This is a genomic window from Neorhizobium sp. 05N33 (assembly GCF_056397445.1).
In genome coordinates this window covers 144,276-161,414 of record NZ_JBFTNK010000006.1, presented here as the reverse complement: position 1 = coordinate 161,414, position 17,139 = coordinate 144,276, and the positions used below count along the sequence as shown (strand labels likewise).

Here is a 17,139-nt window from a genome sequence, read left to right as displayed (position 1 = left end):
GGAAGACGGTTTTCCGTTAGCCGATTTGCATCAGGATTGGAAAGGTCTGCTGGAACCAGATTGCGGCGGACGTGACGAAACCGAAGATGAAGGCAAGCCCGGTGAGGATCAGGAAGACTCCCATGACCTTCTCGACCATGCCGAGATGGCGGCGGAAGCGGGTCAGGAACCGCATGAAGGCACCGGAGAAACCGGCGGCGATCCAGAACGGTACGGCAAGGCCGAGCGAATAGATGGCGAGCAGCGCCGCCCCCTCGCCGACCGTATCGCGCGATGCGGCGACCCCGAGGATGGCGCCAAGCACCGGACCGATGCAGGGCGTCCAGCCGAACGCGAAGGCAAGCCCCATGACATAGGCGCCCGAGAGCGTCGCCGGCTGCCCGCCGCCCTGGAAACGCGCCTCGCGGGCGAGAATACCAATCCGGAAGACGCCGAGAAAATTCAGGCCCATGACGATGATGATCAGGCCACCGAGTTTGGACAGGAGATCGAGATGCTGGCGCAGGAGCACGCCGATCGTCGAGGCGCCGGCTCCGAGCGCCACGAACACAGTCGCAAACCCGAGGGTGAAGAACAGCGCCGACTTCAGTACCGCGCGACGTGTGCCGCTCCGCGATTCGATGACCGCCGCACCACCGCCGCCGCGGAACTGCTCGACCGAAATGCCCGCCATGTAACAAAGATAAGGCGGCACGAGGGGCAGCACGCAGGGAGAAAGAAACGATAGGGCGCCGGCAAGAAGCGCGCTCAACAGGGATATTTCGGCAATCGACACGTGTGGCTCCGGCTGGCGGGCCTTTTGCGAGCCCGCGTCTTGCGCTTGAGGTAATGGCCCGACGCGGCGAATGCCAATCACCTTTTCGCATTGCCGTGAAAAAGCGGCAGATAGCCGCATTTTTGGTGTTTTTGCGGGTTGACCGCAAGAGGTCACCTGCCTATGTTCCGCGCACTTTCAAGGACGCGCTCATCCGCGGCCGCGGGAGAGCGTAGCTCAGCCGGTAGAGCAACTGACTTTTAATCAGTAGGTCTCGGGTTCGAACCCCGACGCTCTCACCATTTAGATCAAAGCAGCCCCAATTAGCCGACGCCCTCAAATAGCCGATGTGATCGCTGTCGCCTGATGCGTGGGGGAGGCTTCGGGCGCCGCCTGTTCCGCCTGTTCCGCCTTGGCGGATAGAATCGGTGTGATCGGCCTGTCAAAATGTGGGTGGACGAAATCCAGCCGGTCTGTCACAAGCCGATCAGGACGCGACTGCCGTTAGTTTTAGAACGGGGTCGGGCGACCGATTGACGTCACGTCGCTGCCACGAGATCACGTCGGCCGTCCATTCTCAGATCCGACACGCGGATTGCAGGGCGAAAAGCCACTGTTTATCCATTAAAATTTGCTCATGTTGAGAGCGAACGCCGTTCATTACAACCTATTCACCTTCGCGGCGATAACCGGCGGACGGGTAAAAACCCGGGTCAGCGCGCCAAGCGCTTGAAATCACTACACGCGCTGGATGGGGAAAATCTCCGGAGCCTAAGATTGGGCCCGAAATTCGGCGGATGAGGCGTTCCGAACCTTATTTATTGTTAAGCTGACCTTCGACGCCTCCGGGCGTATTTTCATCTTCAGGACTGAGTGATGCCGACGGCCGGAAATGCCGTGACCGCAGAGCCAGTTGCAGATCGTTTGCTGAAGGTGGTGCTCATATGCGCTCGCTTGTCCCGATAAACCAGCATTCCCCGGCGCCGCCGACGCCCTGCCCGATGATGCACCTTACAGGGCCGCCCGAGGATCGACTTCGATCGCAAAGGGTTCAAGCCGCTTCGCCTGCCTCCCGGTGATATGGCTTTCTGAAGCAGCGGCTTACCTCTGAAGCCTACTTTTCAGCATCGTAAATCTTTGAATACCAACCGATCGGTCGTGCGCGCTCCATCGCGCGGCTCCGATCTTCATTGCCCTGATGCGCCCGCCTGCCGGCGCCAGAGCTGCAGATTGAAAGGAAGACCTCCATGTCCAATATCCTTCGCAGACACCGAATTGCCGTCCTTTTCGGCGCCGCCATCGTTGCGGTGCCGCTCTCCGTGCCGGTCATTCTCGGCACCAACGCGGCGCATGCGGCAACCACGGCAACCTCCGTCACCGGCTCGGTTTCCGGTATTGTCGCTCCGGGCGGCTCCTTCGCCCCGATCGTTTCGGCCGACAAGCCGGCGGTCGTCACCATCATCACCACGATGAAGGCCCAGAACGTCGCCTCGGACGACAGCTCGCCCTTCGGTGACAATTCCCCGTTTGACGAGCAGTTCCGGCAGTTCTTCGGCCAGCAGGGCATTCCCGTGCCGCGCCAGACGCCGCAGCAGCGCCAGGCTCCGCGGGCCGAGGCTCTCGGCTCCGGTTTCGTCGTGACGGCGGACGGCTACATCGTCACCAACAACCACGTGATCGACAATGCGATCGACATCAAGGTGACACTCGACGACGGCACGGAAGTACCCGCCAAGCTGATCGGCACCGATCCTAAATCCGACCTCGCGGTCATCAAAATCAAGGCGCCGAAGCCCTTGGCCACCATCGCCTGGGGCGATTCGGACAAGCTCAATGCCGGCGACCAGATCCTGGCGATCGGCAATCCGTTCGGCATCGGCACGACGGTGACGGCCGGTATCGTTTCGGCGCGAGGCCGCGATCTGCACAGCGGCCCCTATGATGACTTCATCCAGATCGACGCGCCGATCAACCACGGCAATTCCGGCGGTCCGCTGGTCGATCTCGAGGGCAAGGTCGTCGGTATCAACACGGCGATCTATTCCCCGAACGGCGGCAGCGTCGGGGTCGGCTTCGCTATTCCCTCCGACCAGGCCCAGAAGGTCGTCGCCAAGCTGATGAAGGACGGCTCCATCGAGCATGGCTTCATCGGCGTGCAGATTCAGCCGGTGACGGCGGATGTGGCGAGCGCCATCGGCCTCGACAAGCCGGAAGGCGCGTTGGTTGCCAATGTCAACGACGGCACGCCGGCTGCCAAGGCCGGTATCCAGACCGGCGACGTCATCACCGCGCTCGGCGGCCAGGCGGTCAAATCTCCGCGGGACCTGTCGCGCATGGTGGCCGACCTGACGCCCGGCGCCAAGGAAGGCCTCACCGTCTGGCGTCAGGGTCAAAACCGCAACCTCAGCATCACGGTCGGCGGCAACGAGCCAGACCAGCAGCAGGCTTCCGCCGACAATGGCGACAAGTCCATGCAGGGTGCCCAGCGCGTTCCGACCATCGGCATCGGTCTTGCCGACATCACGCCGGATATCCGCCAGGCCCTCAACCTGCCCCGTCGGGAAAACGGCGCAGTGATCGAGAGCGTCGCCCCCGACAAACCGGCTGCCGATGCCGGCCTGCAGCCGGGCGACGTCATCATCTCGATCAATCAGCAGCCGGTGAAGTCGGCGAAGGATGCCAAGACGGCAGTTGCCGAAGCGGGCAAGTCCGGCCGCAAGTCGGTCCTGCTTCTCATCCAGCGAGGCGAGAACCAGACCTTCGTCGCGGTTCCCTTCTCGATCGGCTGAGGCCCGACTCACCCACCATTTTTTCGGCGCCGCGCGGTTTTCCGGACCGGGCGGCGTCTCTTTGCTTTGCCCACTTTCCTCCCCGCCGGAACCTTGATGAGCATAAGACGTTTGTTCGGCCGAAGGAGCATTGCATGCGCATCATATTCATCGTCATGATCGTTTCGGTGCTCAGCATCCTAGCGTTCAAATATGCGGATCAATCGCTGGGTGGCGGCGATATTCTTGCCACTCCCGCGGAACTCTCGGCTCAGAACTGATCCGAATCGCGTCAAACGGCGTAAAGACCATGCTGGACGATCTTTCCTGGTGGGCAACGGCGCTCAAGACGGCCCGCGAGAAAGCTTGATTGCCTGTCACGCGACATTGATCCGAAGGTTCCGGTTTTGCCCGGAACCTTCCCGTTTTCAGGGTGTTGTCAGGCAATAGAGGAGTCGTTGCCATGAGCGCCCAGAATGTCCTGATTGCCTTGGGATCTGCGATTGCGGGTGGCCTTGTCGTCGCCCTTCTGATGCATCCTGCCGGACCGACCGTGACCGCGAAGTCGGACCGCCTTAGCGGCCCACCGGCAGAGACCGCCTTCATGCCCGAACGCTTCGGCGTCCCCGGTTCGACACAATGACGTAGACGCCTGAAGTTGGGATCTGCTATGCGAAAAAGCCGGCGTCTCTTTCGAGGCGCCGGCTTTTTCATGTCTACCAATCAATGAACACCCTTGCCGCTCTCTTCCTCTTCGAATGTCACTGCGACATCGCCATCGGCCGAGAGGCGAACCCTGTTGCCTTCGATATCGGCGACGAGTTCAAGCGGAATGAAGTGATGGTGGCCTTTATGGCCGCCCTCACCGCTGTCCTTCCTGGTCAGCTTGATACGGCTGCCTTCGACGCGGTCGACCGTTCCAACATGGACGCCATCCGCGCCGATGACTTCGGCGTGTTCCTTGATTCTTGCAGCATCGATCATGGGAAATCTCCTTTTCAGCGCTCCGACAACGCGTGAATGAAGATATCGATGCATGCCTCTTCAAAAAGGCAGGACCTTTCGAAAACACGCCGCTGGCAAAGGTTATTGGTGCAGGGTGTAAGTACCCATTTTGCAGAAGTCCTGCGTGTCCTCCATGTCTTCGAGCTTGGAATCCTCCGAGAATTCGAAGCGCATGTCGTATTTGCAGGTACGGCGGCCATCGCGGATGGTGATCTTGATGCTCTGGCCGGGCTCCAGCACGTCGTTGCCGAAAACGTCTTCTTCCCAGTTGTCCACACCTTCCGGTGAGGTGTAAAAGCGCTCAAGTGTACCCTTTGTCTTGTTGATCAGAGTGAACACAAGATCGTCTGCAGCATGCGAAGCACCCGCTGACATCAGAATAGCTGCGAAAGCGCCGGCTAATGTTGAGAATTTCTTAACCACAATACTACCCCTCTACCCATTAATTGGGTTGGTTATTGCTACCACACTACCGTTAAAGGCTGATGAAATGGCCGGTATTCTTTGATACACGTGCATTACCGATATTTAAGTTTTACCATTTCCGGTTTTATGTCATTGAGAGAGCATAAGAATTTCGCCCGGCGACCATGCTTCGGGCGGATTTGCGCCCCATGACGGCGCAGCGAGAGATTTAGCCCTGGTTGTATCGCTATCCAGCAAAGGACAGGCCGTTGAACGTGCAGAACACCCCCGACCCGGCAGCAAAGACCAGCGGCACGCCCGATCTCGCCGCGATCCTGGCAACCTCGGGAAGCCGGCGCAAAAAGCGTCGCTGGATCTGGCCGACGGTCTTTGTCGTTCTCGTTGCGGTGGCGGCGGGCGCCTATGGCTATTCGGGCAGTGGCGGCCCGCGCTACGATTACACGACGCAGCCGGCCAAGCGTGGTGGCCTCTCGGTCATCGTCACAGCGACAGGCTCGGTCCAGCCGACCGATCAAGTGGACATATCGAGCGAATTGTCCGGCACCGTCCGCAAGGTCAATGTCAGCTATAACAGCGCGGTCAAACAGGGTGATGTGCTCGCCGAACTCGACACCAACAAGCAGGAAGCGGATGTCCAGAGCGCCCGCGCCCAGTTGGCTTCGGCAAGGGCCAACGTGCTGAAGGCCGAAGCGGAAGCAGCGTCGGCCAAGAATTCGTTCGACCGCTTGACCGGCCTCGTCAGCAACCGCATTTCCACCCAGCAGGAACTGGACGCGGCGAAATTCACCTATGATTCGGCGCTCGCCACCAAGGCCGTCAACGAGGCGTCTGTTCTTTCCGCCGAAGCCAATCTGCGGCTGTCGGAACTCAACCTCGTGAAGCTCAAGATCGTCTCGCCGATCGACGGCATCGTGCTGACCCGCGCCGTGGATCCGGGGGCGACCGTCGCGTCTTCGCTCAATGCGCCGGTGCTCTTCACCATTGCCGGCGACCTAAAGCGCATGGAGCTGCAGGTCGCCGTTGACGAGGCGGATGTCGGCCATGTGCAGGAGGGTCAGGCGGCAAAATTCTCTGTCGACGCCTATCCCGATCGCAACTTTCCGGCCACCATCCAGACCGTGCGCTTCGCCTCCGAAACCGTCTCCAATGTCGTCACCTACAAGGCGATCCTGACGGTCGACAATGCCGACCTGCTGCTGCGTCCCGGCATGACGGCAACGGCCGATATTACCGTGCAATCGGTCACCGACGCGCTCCTCGTGCCGAATGCGGCGCTGCGCTACTCGCCGCCGACGACGGCGCGCAGCCGCGGCAATTTCCTCACCCGGCTTTTTGCGCCGCCGCGTCCGCGCGGCAATCGCGGCGGCGACGATGCTTCGGGAGCGGGTCGTGCCGTCTGGGTTCTGCGCGCAGGCGCGCCGACGCGAGTACAGGTCGAGACCGGCCCCAGCGACGGCCAGTTCACGGTGCTGAAATCCGGTGAGATCAAGCAAGGCGATCTGCTGATCACGGACGCTGTCGCCCGGGCGAGCTGAGGAGGGTTTCGATGAGGCTCCCTCCCATCATCGCCTTCAGGCAGGTTTCGAAATTCTACGGGCACGGCGAAGCGACGATCCGTGCCCTCGATCATATCGACCTGTCGATCACGGCGGGCGAGTTCGTGTCGATCATGGGTCCGTCCGGTTCCGGCAAGTCGACCGCGATGAACATCATCGGCGGGCTCGACGTGCCTTCATCCGGCGAATATCTGTTCCAGGGCATTCCGACGAGCGGCTTCGACCGCGCCCAGCTGACACTTTTACGCCGGCATATGCTCGGCTTCGTGTTCCAGGGGTTCAATCTTCTAGCCCGCACGTCCGCGGTCGAAAATGTCGAGCTGCCGCTCGTCTATCGCGGCATGGATCACCGCGAGCGGCGCAAACGTGCGATGGTTGCGCTGGAACAGGTCGGCCTCAAGGGCCGCGAAGGGCACACGACCCAAGAACTGTCCGGCGGGCAGCAGCAGCGCGTGGCGATCGCTCGCGCCATCGTCACCGATCCCGCCGTGCTGCTGGCCGACGAGCCGACCGGCAATCTCGACACCAGGACCAGCGCCGAGATCATGGAGCTGATCACCCGGCTCAATCGAGATAACGGCATCACCGTGATCATGGTCACCCACGAGGAGGACATCGCCGCCTATGGCAAGCGGCTCCTGCGCTTCGTCGACGGACGCCTCGCCTCCGACCAGGTGAAGGAGCATGATCATGTTCTTTGAAACAGCGAAACTGGCCTGGCGAGCAATCAGCCGCAACATGCTGCGCTCCTTCCTGACCGTGCTCGGCGTGGTGATCGGCGTCGCGGCTGTCATCGCCATGGTGACGGTCGGCAACGGCACGACGGCGAAGGTCCAGGCCGAGCTTTCTCGCCTCGGCACCAACACGCTGTTCGTCCGCCCGGGCCAATGGGGGCCGGGACGCGCCAGCAGCGAGGCCAAGCGCTTCAACGACAAGGATGTCCTGGCGATCCAGGAACAGGTGGCCGGACTTCGCGCCGTGGCGCCCGTGAACCGCGGCACCGCGACCGTGATTGCCGGCGGTGCCAACCATTCGTCCAGCGTGATCGGCACCAACAACGATTATCTGATCGCCCAGGACTGGGATCTGTCGCTCGGCCGGTCGTTCCTCGCCAGCGAGGACCGCGGCAGCCAGGCTGCCTGCATCATCGGCGAGACGGTGCGCAAGGAACTTTTTGGCGCAGCCAACCCGGTCGGGCAGAACATCCGCGTCAGCAATGTCGCCTGCCCGGTGGTCGGCGTGCTCGCCGTCAAGGGCCAGTCCGGCATGGGCGACGACCAGGACGACACGGTCATCATGCCGTTGAAACTGCACCAGCGGCGGATCGGCGGCACGACGACGATCAGCAGTATCATCCTGTCGGCGCAGGATGGTGTGGCAACCGAAAAAGTCCAGTCGGATGTCGAAAGCCTGCTGCGCGAACGGCGCAGGATTGCGGTTGGCCGCGATGACGATTTCTCGGTCAACGATATGTCGCAGATCGCCGCGGCGATGACCGGCACGACGGTGCTGCTGACCGGGCTGCTCGGTGCCGTCGCGGCCGTGAGCCTGCTGGTCGGCGGCATCGGCATCATGAACATCATGCTGGTTTCGGTCACCGAACGCACCCGCGAGATCGGCATTCGCCTCGCGATCGGCGCGCTCGAGCGACAGGTACTGACCCAATTCCTCGTCGAGGCGGTGATGCTGTCGATCTTCGGCGGCGTCAGCGGCATCATTGCCGGCCTTGCGCTTGCTTATGGCGTCGTGAGCTTCCTCGGCGTGCCCTTCGTCGCCAGCCCAACGATCATCCTGCTCGCCTTCGCCTTCTCGGCGGCGATCGGCATGGTATTCGGCTATTTTCCGGCCCGGCGTGCGGCGCAGCTCAATCCGATCGAAGCCCTCCGCCACGAATGACCAAAGCGCCTCTGGCCGCCAAGAACGCCGACGAACAACTGAATACCGCAGACTGATATATCAGCTCGGCTTGCCATTCCAAATGCGACATGTCACCGTCTGATATATCAGAGAGGATCACCATGGCATCCGAAGCAGAACCGCTTAGCAGACAGGCCTATCACCGGCTTGAAACCCTGATCGTCACCATGGAGCTGCCGCCCGGTGCGCTGGTTACGGAAAAGCAGCTCATCGGCCTTGCGGGACAAGGCCGCACGCCAGTGCGCGAAGCGATCCAGAAACTCGAATGGCAGGGATTGATGCGGGTGCGCCCGCGCGTCGGTCTGCAGGTCACCGAGATCATCGAGAGCGACCACGAGAGCATTATGCAGGTGCGGCGCCAGCTTGAACCGGTTGCAGCAGCCTTGGTGGCGGAACATGCCAGCGATGAGCAGCGCAGCGCCCTGCTCGACTGCGCCAAGGCAATGGGTGCCGCAGCGGCGACCGGTGACATTCACGGCTTCCTGGATGCCGACAAGCGTTTTGACGAGACCCTCGAGGAGGCCTGCCCCAACCGGTTCCTGACCTCGGCGCTGGCGCCGCTCCAGACCCATTCGCGGCGGCGGTGGTTTTCGACGGCCTCTATCGAACGGCTGGATCAGGCGGTGACCCAGCATGTCGCCGTCATCCGCGCCATCCGGGCGAGCGACGTCGAAGCGGCACGAAGAGCGATGGAGACACTCCTCGCCTATCTGACGAATTCATGAGGTAATCAGGCGTGGACTTCGGCTTCGCGCTGCTTTGCGAGCGCAGCGAGATCCGCAGGCTTCAGTTCGACCGACTCGCCGCAGCCGCAGGCAGACGTCTGGTTGGGATTGACGAAGGTGAAGCCTGAGCGCATCTGCGTGACTTCGAAATCCATCTGGGTGCCGAGGAGATAAAGCACGGCGGAAGGTTCGATCCAGACGCTCGCGCCGTCGCGCTCGATCATGTCGTCCTTCGCATTCGGCTCGGTGACGAGATCGACCGTGTATTCCATGCCGGCACAGCCGCCCTTCTTGATCCCCACACGCAGGCCCTTGGCCTCCGTTCCGGAATTGGCAACGAGCTGTTTGACGCGCGTCGCAGCGGCATCGGTCATGGTCATAATGGCGAAGCCCATAGGCTCATTCTCCTTCCGCACTCGGATTCAAGGTCCGGTGTTTCACGATTCAAATGTAGTACCGACCGATTAATCGATCAATACCAGCCGACAGCCACCTGGGCTTCTTCGGACATGCGCTCCGGCGTCCACGGCGGATCAAAGGTCATCTCGACTTCGACACCGGACACGCCTTCGACAGCCCCGACGGCGTTTTCCACCCAGCCCGGCATTTCGCCGGCGACCGGGCAGCCTGGCGCAGTCAGCGTCATCAGGATCTTCACCATGCGGTCGTCCTCGATGTCGATCTTGTAGATCAGACCGAGTTCGAAGATGTCGGCGGGGATTTCCGGATCATAGACCGTTTTCAGCGCTCCGATCACGTCGTCGCTCAATCGCGCCAACTCATCGGCCGGAATAGCGGATTGGATCAGTCCTTCGCGGGCGTCCCACTTCAATTCCGTTTCATCGGCGGCCATGGCAATAGTCCTCAAGCAAAGAAATTTCGCGCGTAGTCGAGCGCATCGGCCAGCGCATCCACTTCGGCACGGGTATTGTACATGCCGAACGATGCCCTGCATGTGGAGGTGACGCCGAAGCGCTTCAAGAGCGGCATGGCGCAATGGGTGCCGGCGCGGACCGCCACGCCCTTGCGGTCGATCACCATCGAGACGTCATGGGCATGGATGCCCGCGAGCTCGAAGGAAAAGATGCCGCCCTTGCCGGGCGCATTGCCGATAATCCGCAGCGAGTTGATAGCGCGCAGGCGTTCGGCAGCGTAGGCGGCCAGGTCCGCTTCGTGGCGGGCGATCGCGGCGCGGCCGATCTTGTCCATATAATCCAGCGCGTAACCGAGCCCGATCGCCTGGACGATCGGCGGTGTACCCGCCTCGAAACGATGCGGCGGATCGTTGTAAGTGACGATATCCTCGGTGACGTCGACGATCATCTCGCCGCCGCCCTGGAACGGCCGCATCTCCTTCAACCGGTCCGACTTGCCGTAAAGCACGCCGATACCGGACGGACCGTAAAGCTTGTGGCCGGTCATCACGTACCAGTCGCAATCGATGTCGCAGACATCGACCGGCATGTGCACGGCGCCCTGGCTGCCGTCGATCAGAACCGGAATGCCGCGCTCGTGGGCGATGCGGCAGACTTCCTTGACCGGAACCACGGTGCCGAGCGCGTTCGACATATGGGTGATGGCGACGAGCTTGGTCTTTTCGGTGAGAGACTTTTCGAAATCCTCGATATGGAAGGCACCCTCGTCGTCGACCGGCACCCAGACGAGCTTGGCGCCCTGCCGCTCGCGGATGAAATGCCAAGGCACGATGTTGGAATGGTGCTCCATGATCGTTACTACGATCTCGTCGTCGGCACCGATATTCGGCATGCCCCAGCCGTAGGCGACCGTGTTGATCGCCTCGGTCGAGTTCTTGGTGAAGACGATCTCGTCCACCGAACCGGCATTCAGGAACCGGCGCACCTTTTCGCGCGACGCCTCATAGGCTTCGGTCGCGGCATTCGAGAGGAAATGCAGGCCGCGATGGACGTTCGCATATTCGCTCGAATAGGCGTGGCTGATCGCGTCGATCACCACCTGCGGCTTCTGGGCCGAGGCGCCGTTGTCGAGATAGACCAGCGGCTTGCCGTGCACCATCGTCGATAGGATCGGAAAATCCCGGCGGATCGCTTCCACATCGTAGGTCGTCGAGGGTGCACTCTGGTCCATGTCAGGCCCCTTCTCAGGCGTGTTTTTCAAGCCAGGCCGAGATGACGCCTTCCAGCGCCTCGACCAGCTTTTCTTCCTCGAGTTCCTCGACGATCTCGGCAACGAAGGCATTGACCAGCATGGCCCGCGCCTTATTTTCCGGAACGCCGCGCGCCATCAGGTAGAAGAGATGGCTGCTCTCGATATCGGCAACCGTCGCGCCATGGCCGCAGACCACGTCGTCGGCGAAGATTTCGAGCTCGGGCTTGGCCGAAAACCCGCCATCGTCGGTCAACAGAAGCGTGTTGCAGGACATCTTGGCGTCTGTCTTCTGTGCGTCCGGAGCGACCCGGATCATGCCCTGGAAGACGCCGTTGGCGCGGTCGAACACGACGTTGCGGATGATTTCCGTCGAGTTGGTGTTCGGCACGTTGTGGCCGAGAACCAGCGTGACGTCGGTGTGGCTTTCCGCGCCGAGCAGGTTGACGCCGCGCAGCGTCAGTTCGGCACCCTCGCCGGCCACGTCGATGCGCAGTTCCTGGCGCACCAGCTTGCCGCCGGCATTGATGACGAACAGGCGCAGCTTGGCATCAGTGCCGAGCTTTACGCGGATCTGGCCGAGATGGGTGTCCTCTGCAGCCTGCTGCTGCAGGATGATCCAGGTGATGTCAGCGCCGTCCTCCAGCGCGATGTCACTGATCGAGGACACCAGCGCTGAACCTTCAGCCACCGACCGGTGACGCTCGATGATCGTCGCCTTGGAAGCGGCGCCGAAGGAGACCGGGAAGCGCGTATGAACTTGGCCGGCGCCGTGCAGCGCCTGCAGTTCGATCGGCGCATCCAGTTCCGTATTGGCCGGAACGGTGACCGCGTAACCATCACGCACGAAGCTGCCGTTGATGCGGCCGATCGCGTCGTCCTTGTCGAGCGCCGTCAGACCGGCAGCGGCCGAACCGTCGGCGAGACTGTCCTTGAAAAGCGTGATCTCGACGCCGTCAACGGCGGCCTTCGCATCCGCATCACCCTGCAGGATCGAAAGCACCTTCGAGCCCTCGACCAGCGGCGCGATCGGATCAATGGCGGAAACCAGCGTCACTTCGGGGACGCTACGCAGCAGGTTCTTGAGGTCGGTATAATGCCAGGCCTCGATGCGGCGGGTCGGCAGGCCGGACTTCTTGAGGTCGTCCAGAAGCCTGTCCCGCGTGCCGATCACGGCGCCATTGCCCGGCAGTTCGCCGATCTGCGTGCCGAAGGCTTCGACCAACGCGGTTTCTGCAGCCGTGAGGCGGCTTGTCGTCTGCATGTTCATGACAACATCCTTCCCTTCGGGCCGCTTAAGCCGCTTCTCCGATGATATCGGCATAGCCGTTCTCTTCCAGCTCAAGCGCAAGCGCCTTGTCGCCGGAGCGGATGATCTGGCCCTTGTAAAGCACATGAACCGTGTCCGGCACGATGTAATCGAGCAGGCGCTGGTAATGGGTGATGACGATCGTGGCGCGGTCCGGCGACTTCAGAGCGTTGACGCCATCGGCAACGATCTTCAGCGCGTCGATGTCGAGGCCGCTATCGGTTTCATCGAGGATGCAAAGTTTTGGCTCGAGCAGCGCCATCTGCAGGATTTCGGCGCGCTTCTTTTCGCCGCCGGAGAAACCGACGTTGAGCGGGCGGCGCAGCATGGCCTGGTCGATCTTCAGCTTCTCGGCGGCTTCCTTGACGCGGCGGATGAAGTCCGGCGTCGTCAGTTCCGCTTCGCCGCGCGCCTTGCGCTGCTCGTTCATCGCAACCTTAAGGAACTGCATGGTGGCGACGCCCGGGATTTCGAGCGGATACTGGAAGGCGAGGAAGATGCCCTTGGACGCACGCTCGGCCGGGTCGAGTTCCAGGATGCTCTCGCCGTTATAGAGGATGTCGCCCTCGGTGACTTCGTAATCCTGGCGGCCTGCGAGGATATAGGACAGCGTCGACTTGCCAGAGCCGTTCGGGCCCATGACGGCAGCAACTTCGCCAGCCTTCACGGTGAGGTTGAGGCCGCGGATGATCTCGGTGCCGTCTTCGGCGATACGGGCGTGCAGGTTCTTGATCTCAAGCATGTTTCTTATCCTTCCGGATTTATTCGGTGACGCGTCAGTGCGCGATATTCGGACAGCGGGCCATCAGCCCACGGAGCCTTCAAGCGAGATGCCGATCAGCTTCTGGGCCTCGACGGCGAATTCCATCGGCAACTGCTGGATGACGTCCTTGACGAAGCCGTTGACGATCAGGGCGATGGCTTCCTCTTCGGGAATGCCGCGCTGCATGACGTAGAATTTTTGGTCCTCGGAAATCTTCGAGGTCGTCGCTTCGTGCTCGATCTGTGCCGATGCGTTCTTCACGTCGATATAGGGCACGGTGTGGGCACCGCACTGGTCGCCGATCAGGAGCGAGTCGCAATTGGTGAAGTTGCGGGCATTTGAAGCCCGGCGGTTGATCGACACCTGTCCGCGATAGGTGTTGTTCGAATTGCCGGCGGAAATACCCTTCGAAATGATGCGGCTCGACGTGTTCTTGCCGAGATGGATCATCTTGGTGCCGCTGTCGATCTGCTGATAACCGTTGGAAACGGCGATCGAATAGAACTCGCCGCGGCTATCGTCGCCGCGAAGAATGCAGCTCGGATATTTCCAGGTGATCGCCGAACCGGTCTCGACCTGCGTCCAGGAGATCTTCGAGCGGGCGCCGCGGCAATCGCCGCGCTTGGTGACGAAGTTGTAGATGCCGCCCTTGCCCTGGGCGTCGCCCGGGTACCAGTTCTGCACCGTCGAATACTTGATCTCCGCATCGTCGAGAGCGATGAGTTCGACCACGGCGGCGTGAAGCTGGTTCTCGTCGCGCTGCGGCGCCGTGCAGCCTTCGAGGTAGGAAACGTAAGCGCCTTCCTCGGCGATGATCAGCGTGCGCTCGAACTGGCCGGTATTCTTTTCGTTGATGCGGAAATAGGTGGACAGCTCCATCGGGCACCGCACGCCCTTCGGCACGAAGACGAAGGAACCGTCGGTGAACACGGCGGCGTTCAGGGTCGCATAGAAATTGTCCGAAGTCGGAACGACCGAGCCCAGATATTTCTTGATCAGCTCAGGATGTTCGCGAATCGCCTCGGAGATCGACATGAAGATCACGCCGGCCTTCTGCAGTTCCTTCTTGAAGGTCGTCACGACCGAAACCGAGTCGAAGACGGCGTCGACGGCGACCCGCGGCGTTTCAACGCCAGCCAGAATCTCCTGTTCGCGCAGCGGAATGCCGAGCTTCTCGTAGACCCTCAACAGTTCCGGGTCGACGTCTTCGAGCGACTTCGGGCCGGCGCTGCTTTTCGGAGCTGCGTAATAATAGAGATCGTTGAAGTCGATCTTCGGATATTCGACGCGCGCCCAGGTGGGCTCTTCCATGGTCAGCCAGCGACGATAGGCGTCAAGACGCCATTCCAGCATCCATTCCGGCTCCTGCTTCTTGGCGGAGATGAAACGGATGATATCTTCCGAAAGACCCTTTGGCGCCTTGTCCACTTCGATGACGGTTTCAAAACCGTATTTGTACTGGTCCACATCGATTAGGCGAACCTGATCGATTGTTTCCTGCACGGCAGCCATGTTCATACTCCAAATCTTGCCGGTTCAAATTCCGGCAATTCTTGTCATCAATCCGGGGGGACAGTTGCCTCCCTTATGTAGGCGCCAGAAGGCGGTTTTCACACCTTTTGGCAAGCGGAAATTTGCGCATGCGCAATTTTGGAAGCGGTCACGCCGCCTCGCCCGCCGGTTTTCGCCGGCCGGCAATCTTGGCGAAGGCGGCCAGCGCCCGCGCGATATCATCTTCCGTCGTGTCGACGCCGAGCGAAATCCGCAAAGCACCGAGCTTCGGATCATGCCCCATCGCCGTCAGAACATGGCTTTCGCCGACTTTTCCCGCCGAGCAGGCGGAGCCGGCGGACAGCGCGATACCTTCGAGATCGAAAGCGATCTGCCCGGTTTCCGATTTCAGCCCTGGCAAAGTGAAAAAGCAGGTATTCGCCACACGCAGAACTCCCTCGCCATGGATGATCGCATCCGGCGCAGCCTGACGCATTCCCGCTTCCAGCCGGTTGCGCAACTCTTCGATCCCGGCATTGCGGTCATGAAGGTTTTCACGCACGGCCTGGGCCGCTGCACCGAACCCGACGACGGCATGGAAATTTTCCGTGCCGGACCGATGGCCCTTTTCCTGGCCGCCGCCGCGGATGAGCGGTTTCGGCATCAGCACTTCGCCGCGCGAAACGAGTGCGCCGACGCCCTTCGGACCGCCGATCTTGTGCGACGACAGGATCAGGAAATCCGCATCCAGCGCATTGATGTCCACCGGGATACGGCCGACCGCCTGCGCGGCGTCCACGACCATCAAGCCGCCATGGGCATGGGCGATCGCCGCAACGTCTGCCACGGGCTGAACAATGCCGGTCTCGTTATTGACCAGCATGACAGCGACCATCGGCATGCCGACGCTCCGGTCGTGTTCGGCCAGCAGCGCCTCAAGTGCGGAAAGATCGACGATACCCGCCGGTGTCACCGGCACTTCGGTCACCTGGGCCGGATCGAAACGACCGCCTTCGCGGATCGCCGGATGCTCGATCGCAGAGACATAGACACGGCTCATCGCCAAAGGCGCCCGGCCCATCCGGAAATCCGGGGTCAGCACGTGATTGGCAGCTTCCGTCGCGCCGCTGACGAAGGTCACATGCGCCGGCTCTGCACCGACCAGCGCCGCCACCTGCCGGCGCGCCTTGTCGATTGCGGCGCGTGCCGCCCTGCCCTCGCCGTGAACCGACGAGGCATTTCCCGGTAATTGCAACGCATCCAGCATGGCGGCGCGGGCCGGCGCGCTCAAGGGCGCGGTCGCGTTCCAGTCCAGATATGTGCGGTTCAGCGCCATTGCCTGATCGGCTTCCGTTTCTAGATAGATGTTGAATTACATATGGGCGGACGGGGGACCCGCATTTTCCTTGAAATTTCCGTCGGCCTTGCCGTAAGAGACATCGCATCGGGCGCGCATCCAGCATGCGGCCCAAAGTTTCGAATGGTTCTAAACTGAGTTTAGAAAAGCTGAGCGTCTTCGTCAAGTCAAACTCGACGTGATACTCGTTTGGAGCCTGAACATATTGACCGGAGTACCGATGCCCGAAGTCATTTTCAACGGCCCAGCCGGCCGCCTTGAAGGTCGTTACCAGCCATCCAAGGAAAAGAGCGCCCCGATCGCCATCGTCCTGCACCCGCACCCGCAGTTTGGCGGCACGATGAACAACCAGATCGTCTACCAGCTCTTCTACATGTTCCAGAAGCGCGGTTTTACGACACTCCGGTTCAATTTCCGCAGCATCGGTCGCAGCCAGGGCGAATTCGACCACGGCGCCGGAGAGCTTTCGGATGCCGCCTCGGCGCTCGACTGGGTGCAGAGCCTGCATCCCGATTCGAAGAGCTGTTGGGTCGCGGGTTATTCCTTCGGCGCCTGGATCGGTATGCAGCTCCTGATGCGCCGTCCTGAGATCGAGGGTTTCATGTCGATCGCGCCGCAGCCGAACATCTACGACTTCTCGTTCCTTGCGCCCTGCCCGTCGTCCGGCCTGATCATCAACGGCGACAGCGACAAGGTGGCCCCCGAAAAGGACGTCAACGGGCTCGTGGAAAAGTTGAAGACGCAGAAGGGCATTCTGATCACCCATCGGATAGTCGAGGGCGCCAATCACTTCTTCAACGGCCAGGTGGACACGCTGATGGGCGAATGCGAGGATTATCTCGACCGCCGCCTCAACGGCGAATTGGTGCCTGAACCGGCAGCCAAGCGCATTCGCTGATCGCTTTCAAAAATTGTTGGCGAAAACGGCTGCTTCGGCGGCCGTT

Annotated in this window: 18 protein-coding genes and 1 tRNA gene; 9 read left to right on the top strand and 10 right to left on the bottom strand. The window is 61.3% G+C overall.

Translation table 11 applies throughout. The annotated features are described in order from the left end of the window. Window positions 1–16 precede the first annotated feature (16 nt). Window positions 17–775, bottom strand: a complete 759-nt coding sequence (locus AC1DLT_RS17405) for a cytochrome c biogenesis CcdA family protein (protein ID WP_477487547.1) — start codon at window positions 773–775, stop codon at window positions 17–19. Between the two features lie 205 nt (window positions 776–980). On the opposite strand from AC1DLT_RS17405, the gene AC1DLT_RS17400 reads away from it, so the two are divergent. The 4 genes from AC1DLT_RS17400 to AC1DLT_RS17385 all read left to right on the top strand — a co-directional run bounded on the left by AC1DLT_RS17400 (window position 981) and on the right by AC1DLT_RS17385 (window position 4,165). Further along, window positions 981–1,056: transfer RNA gene (locus AC1DLT_RS17400), tRNA-Lys, on the top strand. A 945-nt stretch (window positions 1,057–2,001) separates the two neighbouring features. Continuing rightward, window positions 2,002–3,543, top strand: coding sequence for a DegQ family serine endoprotease (locus AC1DLT_RS17395; RefSeq protein ID WP_477487546.1), 1,542 nt, complete (start codon window positions 2,002–2,004; stop codon window positions 3,541–3,543). Between the two features lie 134 nt (window positions 3,544–3,677). Beyond that, on the top strand, window positions 3,678–3,803 hold the full coding sequence (locus AC1DLT_RS17390) for a hypothetical protein (protein WP_024164227.1): 126 nt from the start codon (window positions 3,678–3,680) through the stop codon (window positions 3,801–3,803). A 182-nt stretch (window positions 3,804–3,985) separates the two neighbouring features. Continuing rightward, window positions 3,986–4,165, top strand: coding sequence for a hypothetical protein (locus AC1DLT_RS17385; protein ID WP_038542948.1), 180 nt, complete (start codon window positions 3,986–3,988; stop codon window positions 4,163–4,165). Between the two features lie 80 nt (window positions 4,166–4,245). Here AC1DLT_RS17385 and AC1DLT_RS17380 read toward each other — a convergent pair whose 3' ends face one another. After that, the gene (locus tag AC1DLT_RS17380) at window positions 4,246–4,506 is read right to left on the bottom strand and encodes a DUF2171 domain-containing protein (protein ID WP_038542946.1); all 261 of its coding nucleotides are present in this window, start codon (window positions 4,504–4,506) and stop codon (window positions 4,246–4,248) included. Between the two features lie 102 nt (window positions 4,507–4,608). Continuing rightward, a complete protein-coding gene (locus AC1DLT_RS17375) occupies window positions 4,609–4,902 on the bottom strand; it encodes a hypothetical protein (protein WP_247033066.1) in 294 nt (97 codons plus the stop codon). Window positions 4,903–5,201: 299 nt separating this feature from the next. On the opposite strand from AC1DLT_RS17375, the gene AC1DLT_RS17370 reads away from it, so the two are divergent. From AC1DLT_RS17370 to AC1DLT_RS17355, 4 genes are all read left to right on the top strand, one after another. Next, window positions 5,202–6,488 (top strand): efflux RND transporter periplasmic adaptor subunit, encoded by a 1,287-nt coding sequence (locus tag AC1DLT_RS17370; RefSeq protein WP_477487545.1) that lies wholly within the window; start codon window positions 5,202–5,204, stop codon window positions 6,486–6,488. An 11-nt stretch (window positions 6,489–6,499) separates the two neighbouring features. Next, the gene (locus AC1DLT_RS17365; RefSeq protein ID WP_477487544.1) at window positions 6,500–7,210 is read left to right on the top strand and encodes an ABC transporter ATP-binding protein; all 711 of its coding nucleotides are present in this window, start codon (window positions 6,500–6,502) and stop codon (window positions 7,208–7,210) included. Further along, window positions 7,200–8,405, top strand: a complete 1,206-nt coding sequence (locus tag AC1DLT_RS17360) for an ABC transporter permease (protein ID WP_477487543.1) — start codon at window positions 7,200–7,202, stop codon at window positions 8,403–8,405. Before AC1DLT_RS17365 ends, AC1DLT_RS17360 begins: the two co-directional genes overlap by 11 nt. A gap of 122 nt (window positions 8,406–8,527) precedes the next feature. Next, window positions 8,528–9,151, top strand: a complete 624-nt coding sequence (locus tag AC1DLT_RS17355; protein WP_477487542.1) for a GntR family transcriptional regulator — start codon at window positions 8,528–8,530, stop codon at window positions 9,149–9,151. A gap of 5 nt (window positions 9,152–9,156) precedes the next feature. On the opposite strand, the gene sufA is transcribed toward AC1DLT_RS17355, so the two are convergent. The 7 genes from sufA to AC1DLT_RS17320 form a co-directional block, all read right to left on the bottom strand. Then, window positions 9,157–9,546 carry a Fe-S cluster assembly scaffold SufA gene (sufA, locus tag AC1DLT_RS17350; RefSeq protein WP_477487541.1) on the bottom strand — a complete coding sequence of 130 codons (390 nt, stop codon included), beginning with the start codon at window positions 9,544–9,546 and terminating at the stop codon, window positions 9,157–9,159. 77 nt (window positions 9,547–9,623) lie between these two features. After that, complete coding sequence (locus AC1DLT_RS17345) at window positions 9,624–10,004, bottom strand: SUF system Fe-S cluster assembly protein (protein ID WP_038542934.1); 381 nt, start codon at window positions 10,002–10,004, stop codon at window positions 9,624–9,626. A gap of 11 nt (window positions 10,005–10,015) precedes the next feature. Then, window positions 10,016–11,257: a cysteine desulfurase gene (locus tag AC1DLT_RS17340; RefSeq protein ID WP_477487540.1), complete on the bottom strand. Its 1,242-nt coding sequence runs from the start codon at window positions 11,255–11,257 to the stop codon at window positions 10,016–10,018. A gap of 13 nt (window positions 11,258–11,270) precedes the next feature. Next, on the bottom strand, window positions 11,271–12,545 hold the full coding sequence (gene sufD / locus AC1DLT_RS17335; protein ID WP_477487539.1) for a Fe-S cluster assembly protein SufD: 1,275 nt from the start codon (window positions 12,543–12,545) through the stop codon (window positions 11,271–11,273). Between the two features lie 25 nt (window positions 12,546–12,570). After that, the gene (gene sufC, locus AC1DLT_RS17330) at window positions 12,571–13,326 is read right to left on the bottom strand and encodes a Fe-S cluster assembly ATPase SufC (RefSeq protein ID WP_038542928.1); all 756 of its coding nucleotides are present in this window, start codon (window positions 13,324–13,326) and stop codon (window positions 12,571–12,573) included. A gap of 63 nt (window positions 13,327–13,389) precedes the next feature. After that, the gene (gene sufB, locus AC1DLT_RS17325; RefSeq protein ID WP_038549186.1) at window positions 13,390–14,859 is read right to left on the bottom strand and encodes a Fe-S cluster assembly protein SufB; all 1,470 of its coding nucleotides are present in this window, start codon (window positions 14,857–14,859) and stop codon (window positions 13,390–13,392) included. A 148-nt stretch (window positions 14,860–15,007) separates the two neighbouring features. After that, entirely contained in the window at window positions 15,008–16,174 is a 1,167-nt protein-coding gene (locus AC1DLT_RS17320) for a cysteine desulfurase family protein (protein WP_477487538.1), read from the bottom strand. A 241-nt stretch (window positions 16,175–16,415) separates the two neighbouring features. On the opposite strand from AC1DLT_RS17320, the gene AC1DLT_RS17315 reads away from it, so the two are divergent. Continuing rightward, entirely contained in the window at window positions 16,416–17,093 is a 678-nt protein-coding gene (locus AC1DLT_RS17315; protein WP_038542924.1) for an alpha/beta hydrolase, read from the top strand. Window positions 17,094–17,139: the final 46 nt, after the last annotated feature.